Here is a 12489-nt window from a genome sequence, read left to right on the forward strand (position 1 = left end):
AGTAAATTATTAAATTAAAAAGTTTTATTCTTTCAGTTATATCTCAAATATAAAGGTGCTGAATGATAAAAACAATAAACAAAATACCGATTATTTGCTTTGTGGCAATAATTATCATTGGCTATACGGATAAACAAAGATATTCTGATAAAACAGTAATTATAATTTTAATACTTTTATTGGTATCGATAATTTCTTTTCTATATAGTCTCTATGAACAAAAAAAGTCAAATTCATTGGGAAATAGAAGGTCCCTTTTTATTATTGGTATTTTTCTTTCAATGGTAATTGCAATATATCTTTTTTTAAATATTAAATAATAATCGAATTTTTTATTGTTGCTCTTCTTATAGAAACCGTTTGTTTTTGAAACAAAAGATGAATAAACAATTTAAGCTATTCTTCATCATGCTTTTTTTTATCAATAATGTCGGTTTTAGCCAATCTGATTTTGATAAAGCTTTGAAAAGCGGAGAAATTATAATCAATGGATTATCTATTCTAAAAAGCAGTAAGACTGAAACAAAAACATCCAACCCGAAAATTGTAGAAAATGTCTGCATCAAGAATAAGCTGGCAGAAAAAATAACATTCAGTATGGTTGGTAAAGATGATCAGGATAATGTTGTTAAAAAAGAAATGGTAATCCAGAAAGACGGAAAAGAATGCATTTTTGAACTTCCAAAAGGCATTTACACCTATGAAATTATATTGCCCAATAAAGAAATCTACAAAAAGGGAGAATATAAATTCATAGAAGACACTACAATTACTGTCAAAGCAGAATAATTCTGCTGATGATATTATAATAGGCAGGATTTTCCATAGTTGCCATGGAAATCCTGCCTTTTTATTCAGTAGCATACACCTAAAATTATCATTCGAAATTAAATTCAATTGATTGTCGGAAACTTTATACCAAAACAAATTTTATAAATTATACTTTTTTGCTCAACGACTTTGCTGGCAATTTTTTTATGCAAAGCCGCAGGGGTAGCAAAGTTTATAAGATAGATACCTGAGGTAGACTTTTATTTAAATAGATTTCCTAAATCACCGTAATTAGTTTAATCCGTGACTAAAATAAAAATTCACAACGGAAGTTAGTCAATTAAATCAACCCTTTGTTCGAGAGAAACTTCTAGATAGTATTTTAGAAATTCTATATCAGCTAATTTATCAAATACTCTATCCTTTGTGTCAATAGATTTACTATTTTTGGGGACAAACTTTTAGACTATTGAAAAAATACTACCTCCTCTCTTTCGTCATTGGTCTGTTACTTCTTGGATGCTCAAAGAAAAAAGAAAAATTTTCTGAAAAAAGCATATCCGATACTCTTGCTACTTATCTGACCCTTGCAAATGAAGATACTATTCCTTATGAAGATAGACTGTCCTATAACAAAAAAGCATTTGCCATTTTAATCAATCAGGATAATGATTCCTTAAATAGGGTAAATCTTTTTAAGGTAGCGAACAGGTATTTTAATATGAATAATTTTGAGGAGTATCAGAAAACTACTCGCATAGTTTTGGAAAAGGCTAAAAGCGATAATGACACAATTAGTGTTGCAAAAGCCTATTCTTATTTAGGAGATTACTATACAAATTCTCTCAGAAGGGATAGTGCGTATTCTTATTATTCAAAAGCTGAAAAATTGTATCAGAAATTAAATGATAAAGTTAATTTAGGAGGCGTATATATAAGTATTGCGACTGTACAAAGTTATGAAAATGATTTTCTAGGAAGTGAATTATCAGCTATTAAAGCTTTAAATGCTTTAAGAGATAGTAACAATAAGAATAAAATATATGAAGCATATAATTTACTCGGAATTATCTCGAACGAACTCAAAGATTATGAAAAAGCATTAGAATATCATACGAAAGCGCTAAACTTGGCCAAGGAAAATAATATGAATATTTTTCATGAGAAAGCAAGTTCTTTGAATAATATAGGAAATGTTTACCAAAATGATAACAAGCATAAGATAGCGATTGAAAAATTTAACGAAGCTTTACTACAGGATAAAGACTTATCTGTAGAAAAAGCGGATCTATATGCGTTAATACTGGATAATCTTGCTTATTCAAAACTAAAAACTAAAAATTATTCTCAACTTCCAGAGCTATTTTATAAGTCATTAAAAATTAGAGATAGTTTAAATCTTAAAACAGGTATAATTTATAATAAATTACATCTTTCCGAATATTATTTATTAGAAAAGGACAGCTTAAAAGCAAAAAAATATGGACATGAAGCACTTTTGCTTTCTAGGAATATTAAGAATTATAGTGCACTTCTATGCTCTTTAAAACAACTGGGGACAATTGAACCACAAAAAGCATCTATTTATTCTGAAGAATATATAAGAATCAATGACAGCCTTCAAAGTGCAGAACGAAAATCAAAAGATAAATTTGCCCGAATAGAATATGAAACTGATGAAATCATTCAACAAAAAGACAAATTAGCCGAACAAAACAGAAACATTCTTTTCTTTTTTGGGCTGGTTGTGATGATTGGAATTCTTCTTTTTGTAATCAAAAATCAACGCTCTAAAACTAAGGAGCTGATGCTAAAACAAGCACAACAAAAGGCAAATGAAGATATTTACAACCTGATGCTTTATCAGCAAAATAAAATAGAAGAAGGAAGAACGAATGAAAAGGTCAGGATTGCACAGGAACTTCATGACGGAATTTTAGGCAGATTATTTGGTGCCCGACTAAATCTGGACAGTTTAAATAAAAGACAGGACGAAGAGGCTATTACAAGCAGAAATAATTATCTGGTTGAACTTAAGAATATTGAACAGGACATTCGTGAAATCTCACACGATCTTAACCGTGAGAAACATGCCTTAAACAATAATTTTATAGGAATCATCAATAGCCTGATTGAACAGCAGGAAACGGTTTCACAGGCTAAAGTTTCTTTTGTGGTGGATATGGAAATTGAATGGGAAAAGATTGAAAACTACATCAAGATTAATTTATATCGAATCCTTCAGGAAGCCTTGCTAAACATCAATAAATATGCCCAGGCAGAAAATATCAGGATTGAAATCATAAAACAGGAAAAAACATTAAGGCTAACTGTGACAGATGATGGAGTAGGATTCTCAGTAAGCAAAAAAAGTAAAGGCATTGGCCTTCAGAACATGCTCTCAAGGGCAAATGCCTGTGAAGCTACTTTTGATATTAAGTCAAAAATAGGTAAAGGAACCACTATAACGGTTGCATTTCCATTGGAAACCAATCAAAAATAACACACATAACACCATGGCAAAAAAACTAAACATTCTGATTGTTGACGATCACCCGTTTATTATTGAGGCGTATAAGAATACCATTGCCGGCTACCACCCGGCAGAATTTGAGTTCAATATCACACAGGCAAACGACTGTAAGTCGGCATATGAAATCCTGACCAACCCGGCAATAGTTCCGTATGATGTGGCGTTTTTCGATATCAGTATGCCTCCCTATCAGGAAAAGAATATACTTTCGGGTGAGGACCTTGCCAAGTTGATGAAAACAGTTTTGCCGTCCTGTCGTGTAATATTGCTGACAATGCACACCGAGTCGCTAAAGATAAACAACATCATAAAGACCATCAACCCTAATGGTCTTATCATCAAAAATGACCTGACTTTTGATGAGTTGCTCATCGCTTTTGATAAGATACTGAAAAATGAAAACTATTACAGCCAGACGGTTGTTAAGTTTGTAAGCCAGCAATCCAGCGACAGTAACCTGATTGACGAGTACGACCGTCAGATACTTTACCATTTATCAAGAGGAGTAAAGACTAAGAATATTCCTTTGCATACACCGCTGTCTTTGAGCGCTGTCGAAAAAAGAAAACTAAACCTGAAAGATTTGTTCAAAATTAAAGGCGGAAATGATGAAGACCTTATCAATGAAGCCAGACTCAGAGGATTCATCTAAACAGATGCGGTTAAACCGTAAAATAAATGCGGGAAAACCGCAAACAGCCTGTAGTAAATAGCTGTAATTTAGCATTGTAATTTTGAGTTAGAATAAATTAGGGGGTACCTTTTTTATTTCGTTTCTTCAAAAAAAGCTGCCCGCAAGGCAGCTTTTTTATTGGGCTAACAAAAGGATTACGGGAAAACCGTAAAACAAATGCGGGAAAACCGCAAACAACTAGATGCTGTAATGGCTAGTTTTACACTGTAATCAAAAACGTCTTTTTTAAAGAGCCGGAAGCAAGTAAGCAGTAAAAAATTTAATGATATTACCCTTTTGTCAGCCCCCAAAATTGACTTAACCCCCAAAAATCAATCGGCTGCTTGCGATTCCAAAAAAATAAAAATGCGGTAACTCCCCAAAGTGCCGCTTTTTTTATGCTCTTAGATTTTTTGAATACGGCTAAACCGTAAAACAAATGCGGGAAAACCGCAAACACGCTAAGTGTCTGTTGAATAATTTAGCATTGATAAATCAGATAGAATTAAATGAAAATAAAGAGCATAATCATAATAGCCACCTTAACAGCTTTGCTTTGCTGCAAAAGCGAAACAAATGTGAAAAAGAATTCCAGGCAGAATGTAGCCAGGCGTGAAAGTAAAGATTCGTCAAAACAGCCAAAAATAACAGTAGTGAAAAACAATGAATATTTTTTGCTGAACGACAGGAAAATAGATTAATACGTTGAATTATAGTTTTTTAGTTTTACGGGAAAACCGTAAAACAAATGCGGGAAAACCGTAAACAACTAATGAATTACTGATGTAGTTTTACAACGTAATAAAGTATAAGTTTTTTCATTGAAGAGATTAAAAGTAAAACCCAAGAACGTTTAAGCAGTAAAACCAAGAAATACCACCCTTTTGTTAGCCCCCAAATTGGCTTAAACCTACAAAACACTACTGCTTATCCAATTGGAAAAATAAAAAAAGCGATGATCCCCAACCATCGCTTTTTTTTATGCCTTTTTTTAGGATTAGCCGTTCAGGGCATTCCAACCACGAGCTTTTAATGGAATTTTTGTATTGGCTCTCGTCACCAGATGTATGCCTTCACTTTCCGGAGTCATATGCCCGATAACGGTAAAATTTGGATTTCCTTTAATCTTATCATAATCGTCCATAGAAATCGTAAACAGAAGTTCGTAGTCCTCGCCACCATTGATGGCAACTGTAGTACTGTCAATGTTGAACTCTTCACAAACATTGATTAACTGCGGGTCAAGTGGCAGTTTATCTTCATATAAGTTGCATCCAACTTCGGATTGCTTACAGATATGGATAATTTCCGAAGACAATCCGTCAGAAATATCAATCATTGAAGTTGGTTTTACTTCTAAAGCATGCAACAAAGTCCGGATGTCTTTTCTAGCTTCCGGTTTTAGCTGTCGTTCTATAATATAAGTATAGGCGTCCAGGTCGGGTTGGTTGTTCGGATTTACCTGAAATACCTGTTTTTCTCTTTCTAAAACCTGTAATCCCATATAAGCGGAACCAATATCGCCTGTAACGACAAGAAGGTCATTGGATTTGGCCCCATTTCGGTACACCAATTCAGATTCCTCTGCTTCACCTATTGCAGTAATGCTGATGATCAGTCCTTTTTGAGAAGAAGTCGTATCTCCGCCAATCACATCAACAGTATACTCTTTTGCCGCCAGGGCTATTCCGTCAAACAATTCCTCTAAGGCTTCCAAGGGAAAACGGTTTGAAACAGCTACCGAAACCGTAATTTGAGTAGGTTTGGCATTCATGGCATAAATGTCAGATAAATTTACTACGACAGATTTATATCCCAAATGTTTTAAGGGCATATATGCCAAATCAAAATGTACGCCTTCAATAAGCAAATCGGTTGAAATGACCGCCTTTTTATCTTTGAAATCCAAAACTGCCGCATCATCTCCAATTCCTTTAAAAGTGGAAGGTTGGTTGATTTCGAAATTTTTTGTCAGGTGTTTTATAAGCCCGAATTCTCCTAATTCAGACAAGCTAGTACGTTGCTGGTTTTTATCTTCAATCATTTTCGTTCTGTAATATGAAATGCAAAGGTACGAACTTTGGAATTGTCAGTAAATCACAAAGTTTATTTGTTAAAAACGCTTATTTTTAAAAATAGACTATAAAAATGTGTAACAAAAAAGAGGGTTTTTCCACTAATCCATTATAATCAACCAAAATATTTACAAATTATGAAGCTTAAAATTAACAACTTAAGTAAGACGTATAAAAATGGCGTTAAGGCTTTAGATAGCTTAAATCTGGAGATAGGTTCCGGAATGTTTGGTCTTTTAGGGCCAAACGGTGCAGGAAAATCTTCTTTAATGAGAACCATTGCTACTTTACAAAAACCAGATTCCGGTACTATCGAATTTGATGGCATTAATGTGCTGGAAGATAATATTGCTTTAAGGAAAATTTTAGGCTATCTGCCTCAGGAATTTGGTGTTTATCCAAACATGTCCGCAGAAAAACTTTTGGATTATTTTGCGAGACTAAAAGGAATTTCTTCAAAATCAGAAAGAAAAGAATTGGTGAAAAAGGTTTTGGAAGTTACCAATCTTTATGAACAAAGAAACAAATCAGTAAGTGGCTATTCCGGCGGTATGAAACAGCGTTTCGGGATTGCGCAATTATTATTGAATAATCCTAAATTGATTATTGTTGATGAGCCAACGGCAGGTTTGGACCCGGCAGAACGCCACCGATTCCTGAATGTTTTGAGAGAAATAGGAACCAATCATACGGTTATTTTTTCTACACACATTGTAGATGACGTAAAAGAATTATGCCACGAAATGGCTATTTTGAATGGAGGGAAAATCCTTGCCCAGGGCACTCCGGAGCAGGCTGAAGAAAGATTGAAAGGTCAAATCTGGACAAAAGTAATTGTTCGTGAAGACCTGGATGTTTATGAGCGTGATTTTAACGTAATTTCTTCAAAATACAACCAGGATAATACCCTGAACATTAAAGTGTATAGCAACGAAAAGCCGGACGAAACATTTGTCGAAGCCGCTCCGCAACTGGAAGACGTATATTTTGTAGCACTTAAATCAGACCAATAATATGTTTTCAACGATATTTAACTTTGAACTAAAACGATGGTTCAGGAACCCTTCGTTTTATATATTCGCGGCGCTGTTTTTTGGAATGTCTTTCCTCTTTGCAGCTGCGAACTTTGGTGTTTTTGATGATCTGACTGCGGCAAGAAGCTCTAATGCCTATGCCAATTCGCCTACAGCGTTAAATGGTTTTATCAACGGAATGAATGTCCTTATTTATTTCCTGTTGCCTATCATCGTTGGGTCGTCTGTATATAGAGATTTCAGATTCAATATGCATACGATATTGTTTTCCTATCCGTTTACGAAACTGGATTATATTGCCGGAAAATTTTTAAGTTCCCTGTTTGTTGTTATCCTCATCACCCTGACTATTATTCTGGGTATTGTTGCGGCATCAGTACTGCCGTGGGTAAATCATGACTTGTTGCTTCCTTTTAATCCAGTGGCCTATGCACAGATTTATCTGATTTATGTCATCCCGAACCTGTTCTTTTTCGGTGTTCTTATTTTTGCATTGGTAACCATTTCCCGAAACATTTCTGTTGGATTTATCGGGGTTATTCTGGTGTTGTTATTGCAGGTAGTACTTTCTAGCTTTACACAGGATATCGATAATAGATATGTGGTGGCTTTATGGGAGCCTTTCGGAATGGAAGCGGCAAGCTATTATACTAAATACTGGACAATTGCCGAGCAGAATGAAAACCTGTTGCCGTTTGAAGGCGTGATTATCTATAACAGGCTTATCTGGATGGGGATTTCTCTTGTTATCTTAGGGCTGCTGTATTATTATTTCTCATTTAGCCAAACGGCATTGACCATTGGAAAAAGTAAGAAGAGCGAAAGAGCTGTCAAGAATAATTTTGGGGGAATCACAAGAATTGAGCTTCCGGTCGTGAAATTTGATTTTTCAAACTGGCAAAATTTAAAAACAGCATGGAGCCTGTCAAATGTGGATTTTAGATTTATCCTTAGAAATTGGGCATTTATTGTCATTTCAATAATAGGGCTTCTTTTGTTAGTGGCGATTGCTTTTTCAGCAGGTAATATTTTCGGAACGGATACATATCCGGTAACCTGGCAGATGCTTGAGGTTTCAGGAGGTTTTTTCATGCTTTTTATTAATATACTAACTTTCTTGTTTGCGGGTATACTGATCCATAGGGCAGATACAACAAGAATGAGCCATTTGGTTGATGTTACGCCAATCCCAAACTGGGTACTGCTATTTTCAAAGTTTATAGCAATCGTAAAAATGCAAATTGTACTTCTAATCCTGATTTTGATTGCCGGAGTCTTGGTACAATTGTATCATGGTTATTATAATTTTGAAATCGGGCATTATCTGTTTGAATTATATGGCATAAAAATATTCCATTTTATAGCCTGGGCTTTTATGGCCGTATTCATTCAGACAATTTTCAAAAACTATCTGTTAGGCTTTTTTATCCTGATGCTGCTTTCTATAGGAATACAGTTTTTATCACAAATAGGAATTGAACAGGATATTTTCAGATTTAATTCTGATACAGGATATGCTTATTCTGATATGAACGGATACGGGCATTCACTAAACAGCTATTATCTGTATAAGTTGTATTGGAACCTATTGGGCATAGTCTTGTTTTGTATTGCACTGTTGTTTTGGAAGCGTGGCATCCCGATGTCAATCAAAGAAAGATTTGCCAATGCCAGAAAACGCTTTTCTCCAAAATTGGCAATCCCAATGATAGTAGCATTGGTAGGTTTCCTGGCTATAGGAAGTGCTATTTATTATGAAGACAATGTCAGAAATCCATATTATTCTCAAAAAGAAAATGAAAAACAGGCAGTAGAATGGGAAAAGAAATATAAGAAATACGAGCATTATGCTCAGCCAAGAATCACGGATATCAATGTGAATATGGATATTTATCCAAAAAGCAGGGATTTTAAGGCAAAAGGCTACTATTTCATGAAGAACAAATCAAAAGAAACCATTGACTCAATATTCCTGAATTATAACGGATTTGAAAGTAAGTTCAAGTTCAATAGGGAAACTGAATTGGTTTCAAGAGATACGCTTTTTCATTTTAACATCTACAGGTTGAAAACACCTTTGGCACCTGGTGATTCCATAAAATTGGAATTTGAGGTGTACAACAAGCCTAATACTTTTATTACGAGCCATTCTCCGGTTTTAGAAAATGGTACGTTCATCAATAACAGCTATTTCCCGTCTATCGGATATTCGGAAAGCGGAGAGCTTTGGGATGATGAAACAAGAGCAAAATATGGTCTGAAACCAAAAGAAAGAATGGCTAAGCCAACAGACAGTATAGCAAGACAGAATACTTACATTTCTAATGATGCTGACTGGGTTAATTTTGAAACTACTGTTAGTACTTCAGATGACCAGATTGCTATTGCACCGGGTTATTTGGAAAAACAATGGAAAGAAAACGGCAGGAACTATTTCCATTATAAGATGGACCAAAAAATGTTGAATTTCTATGCCTACCAATCGGCGCGGTATGAAGTGAAAAAAGACAAGTGGAAAGATGTCAACATTGAAATCTATTATCAAAAAGGTCACGAATACAATATAGACCGAATGATAAAAGGAATTAAAAAATCATTGGAATATTATACTGAAAACTTTGGTCCGTATCAGCATAAACAGGCACGAATTATTGAGTTTCCAAGAACAGGTGGTGGTTTTGCGCAATCTTTTGCCAATACAATCCCGTATTCTGAAGCAGTTGGTTTTATAGCCCATGTTAAAGATGAAGATGAAAATGCGGTTGATTATCCGTTTTCAATTACTTCGCATGAAATGGCACACCAATGGTGGGCACACCAGGTTATTGGGGCAAATGTACAGGGCGCAACACTAATGTCTGAAAGTTTATCAGAATACAGTTCCCTGAAAGTATTGGAGCATGAATATGGGAAATCACAGATGAGGATGTTCCTTAAGGATGCATTAGACAGTTATTTGATGGGAAGAACTTTTGAGAGCAAGAAAGAACAGCCGTTGATGTACAATGAAAATCAGCAATATATCCACTACAACAAAGGTTCTTTGGTTTTATATGCCCTAAGCGACTACATAGGTGAAAAGAACATGAACAATGCCTTGAAAAAATACCGTGATAAAGTAGCTTATCAGGAAGCGCCATATACCAATTCGATAGAATTTGTTTCCTATTTGAATGAGGCAACTCCGGATTCCCTGAAATACATGATTAAGGATATGTTCGAAACGATTACGCTCTATGATAACCGCATCAAGAATTTCTCTTCTAAAAAACTGCCAAATGGCAAATATGAAGTAACGATTGACGCGCTGGTAAGCAAATACCGTTCGGATGAAAAAGGAAAACGTTCTTTTAAAGATGAAAGTGGCAAAACACTTACGTATAAAGGTAAAGGCGATAAACATGCAATAGAATCGTATCCTTTAAATGATTATGTAGAGGTGGGTGTATTTGGTGAACAAACCGTAAAAGGTAAAGTCAAAGAAAAAGAACTCTATCTCAAAAAACATAAGATTACCCAAATTGACAATAAGTTTGTAATAATAGTTGATGAAAAACCGGTTGAGGTTGGAATTGACCCATACAACAAGCTTATCGATACCAATTCAAACGACAACAGGAGAAAGAACTAAAAGAGTATATTTCCTGATAAAATAAGACCTGCAGCTCATTTTGACTGCAGGTTTTTTTATGCCCGGAAAAAAAATAAAAAATTAAAAAATACTGCTGACAAACTGTTGTCACCAACCCCATTTACCTTTGACATGTAGAACAATAAAAAACAAAAAAATTATGAATGCAACAGCTCAAGCACCACAGATTATCAGCAAAGACAATTTATTAAGACACTGGCAAGGACACCGCGCATTGACCCGTCGTGTCATCGAAGCTTTTCCTGAAAAAGAATTTTTCGAATTTTCAATTGGAGGGATGAGAACCTTTGCCCAACTGACGTCTGAACTTCTGGCAATCGCATCGCCTGCTTTGAAAGGAATAGTTGAACGCGACGAAAAGCCTTATGTAGAAAACATGGATAATGGAACCACCAAGGCAGATTATCTTCGCAAATGGGATGAAGCTACAGAAGAAATCAATAAAAACTGGAATTTATTGGATGTGGCAGACTTTAACCAGAAATTCAATCTTTTCGGACAGTATGAATTCCCGATTATTGACAATATTCTTTATTTTATTGATAACGAAATCCACCACAGAGGCCAAGGTTATGTTTACCTGAGAGCCTTGAACATTGAACCGCCATTCTTCTGGGAAAGATAATTTAAGTGGTTGTCGGGAAGTTTACATCAGATAGGGAATGTTCAACATGAACTTTGCGGCTCTGAGGCCTTGCGTGAAATACTGGCTCGCAAAGGCGCTAAGTAGCAAAACAAGGGAAAAAAAATATAAACTTATTGAAATTGGTTTCTGATAATCAATTAATTTAAAGCCTTGAACGGGTTTTGGAAAGCAATTCCGAAACCCGTTCTTTTAATCTTTCAGGTTCCAAAATAGTGGCATAATCTCCATACGACATATACCAGCGGGAAAATCCTTCTTCAATATCACGCGACATAAAAGTCATCTCAACATTGCCGTCATTTATTTCTTTTTGAGAAACAAATCCGTAATGTTTTTTCTGCATAGCGATATACTTCGAGATTTTTTTCGGTACTACAATACGGACTTTAGTGGTGCTGTATTTTTGCATGTCATCCTGCAAATAAGTTTCCAAATCCGGATGTTCCAGAGAGAAAGGTTTGTCTGTTGGTTTGATTTGATGAATCCGGTCAGCCCTGAACTGCCTGTAATCATTCCGCAAATGGCAAAATCCTAAGGTGTACCAGTTTTCATTTTCGTGAAAAACCCCAACGGGCTCAATAAGCCTTTCGGTAGGGACTTCCGCTTCTATGGCCAGATAGGTCAAAACAACCTGCGTTTTTTCAGCAATACTTTTAAAAAGCAATGCCAGCGCATTGGGTGCTTTTTCATTAAACAACTTTCGGGCAGGCTGCATTAATACACTGGATTCAATTGTTGAAATCCAATCCTTATCCGAACTTTTCAATACGGCTTTCAGTTTAAAAGCTGCCGATGTATAATGGTTGTGTAGTTCCTTGTCTGTAAATTTTTCCATCAGTTTTTCAGCCGCAATAAAGCTGCTGGCTTCTTCGCGGGTAAACATAACGGGAGGCAGGCGATAGCCGTCGAGTAAGGAATAGCCAACACCGGCTTCGCTATAAATAGGCACGCCCGAAGCCTCAAGAGTACGGATGTCTCTATAGATGGTGCGCAGGCTCACTTCAAAACGGTCTGCAAGTTCCTGAGCCCGGATAATTTTTTTGGACTGTAATTGGATTAGGATTGCTACAATCCTGTCAAATCTTTTTGGAGACTCATCCATCAT

The 12489-nt window shown here is 35.5% G+C and carries 9 protein-coding genes; 7 read left to right on the forward strand and 2 right to left on the reverse strand.

Annotation, left to right across the window (positions count from 1 at the left end; genetic code table 11):
• The first annotated feature begins 378 nt into the window (after positions 1-378).
• From ASG38_RS04705 to ASG38_RS04720, 4 genes are all read left to right on the forward strand, one after another.
• The gene (locus ASG38_RS04705) at positions 379-789 is read left to right on the forward strand and encodes a hypothetical protein (protein WP_056067647.1); all 411 of its coding nucleotides are present in this window, start codon (positions 379-381) and stop codon (positions 787-789) included.
• Positions 790-1240: 451 nt separating this feature from the next.
• The gene (locus tag ASG38_RS04710) at positions 1241-3274 is read left to right on the forward strand and encodes a tetratricopeptide repeat-containing sensor histidine kinase (protein WP_056067649.1); all 2034 of its coding nucleotides are present in this window, start codon (positions 1241-1243) and stop codon (positions 3272-3274) included.
• A 13-nt stretch (positions 3275-3287) separates the two neighbouring features.
• Complete coding sequence (locus tag ASG38_RS04715; RefSeq protein WP_056067651.1) at positions 3288-3956, forward strand: response regulator; 669 nt, start codon at positions 3288-3290, stop codon at positions 3954-3956.
• A 530-nt stretch (positions 3957-4486) separates the two neighbouring features.
• Entirely contained in the window at positions 4487-4678 is a 192-nt protein-coding gene (locus ASG38_RS04720; protein WP_056067654.1) for a hypothetical protein, read from the forward strand.
• 296 nt (positions 4679-4974) lie between these two features.
• Here the strand turns inward: ASG38_RS04720 and thiL are convergent, their stop codons facing one another.
• A complete protein-coding gene (gene thiL / locus ASG38_RS04725) occupies positions 4975-6021 on the reverse strand; it encodes a thiamine-phosphate kinase (RefSeq protein ID WP_056067656.1) in 1047 nt (348 codons plus the stop codon).
• Positions 6022-6189: 168 nt separating this feature from the next.
• Between thiL and ASG38_RS04730 the strand changes: the two genes are divergently transcribed.
• The 3 genes from ASG38_RS04730 to ASG38_RS04740 all read left to right on the forward strand — a co-directional run bounded on the left by ASG38_RS04730 (position 6190) and on the right by ASG38_RS04740 (position 11363).
• Positions 6190-7065, forward strand: coding sequence for an ABC transporter ATP-binding protein (locus ASG38_RS04730; protein ID WP_056067658.1), 876 nt, complete (start codon positions 6190-6192; stop codon positions 7063-7065).
• A gap of 1 nt (position 7066) precedes the next feature.
• Positions 7067-10717: a M1 family aminopeptidase gene (locus tag ASG38_RS04735; RefSeq protein WP_056067660.1), complete on the forward strand. Its 3651-nt coding sequence runs from the start codon at positions 7067-7069 to the stop codon at positions 10715-10717.
• A gap of 160 nt (positions 10718-10877) precedes the next feature.
• Positions 10878-11363, forward strand: a complete 486-nt coding sequence (locus ASG38_RS04740) for a DinB family protein (protein WP_056067662.1) — start codon at positions 10878-10880, stop codon at positions 11361-11363.
• Between the two features lie 163 nt (positions 11364-11526).
• Here the strand turns inward: ASG38_RS04740 and ASG38_RS04745 are convergent, their stop codons facing one another.
• Positions 11527-12489: a YafY family protein gene (locus ASG38_RS04745; RefSeq protein ID WP_056067664.1), complete on the reverse strand. Its 963-nt coding sequence runs from the start codon at positions 12487-12489 to the stop codon at positions 11527-11529.

The sequence above is a fragment of the Flavobacterium sp. Leaf359 genome (genome assembly GCF_001423985.1).
GTDB lineage: Bacteria > Bacteroidota > Bacteroidia > Flavobacteriales > Flavobacteriaceae > Flavobacterium > Flavobacterium lindanitolerans.

What these genes read in the sequence shown, in the direction of transcription:
- ASG38_RS04705 (WP_056067647.1), top strand. Translation starts at nt 379, where the DNA reads ATGAATAAACAATTTAAGCTATTCTTCATCATGCTTTTTTTTATCAAT.
- ASG38_RS04715 (WP_056067651.1), top strand. Translation starts at nt 3,288, where the DNA reads ATGGCAAAAAAACTAAACATTCTGATTGTTGACGATCACCCGTTTATT.
- ASG38_RS04720 (WP_056067654.1), top strand. Translation starts at nt 4,487, where the DNA reads ATGAAAATAAAGAGCATAATCATAATAGCCACCTTAACAGCTTTGCTT.
- thiL (WP_056067656.1), bottom strand. Translation starts at nt 6,021, where the DNA reads ATGATTGAAGATAAAAACCAGCAACGTACTAGCTTGTCTGAATTAGGA.
- ASG38_RS04730 (WP_056067658.1), top strand. Translation starts at nt 6,190, where the DNA reads ATGAAGCTTAAAATTAACAACTTAAGTAAGACGTATAAAAATGGCGTT.
- ASG38_RS04735 (WP_056067660.1), top strand. Translation starts at nt 7,067, where the DNA reads ATGTTTTCAACGATATTTAACTTTGAACTAAAACGATGGTTCAGGAAC.
- ASG38_RS04740 (WP_056067662.1), top strand. Translation starts at nt 10,878, where the DNA reads ATGAATGCAACAGCTCAAGCACCACAGATTATCAGCAAAGACAATTTA.
- ASG38_RS04745 (WP_056067664.1), bottom strand. Translation starts at nt 12,489, where the DNA reads ATGATGGATGAGTCTCCAAAAAGATTTGACAGGATTGTAGCAATCCTA.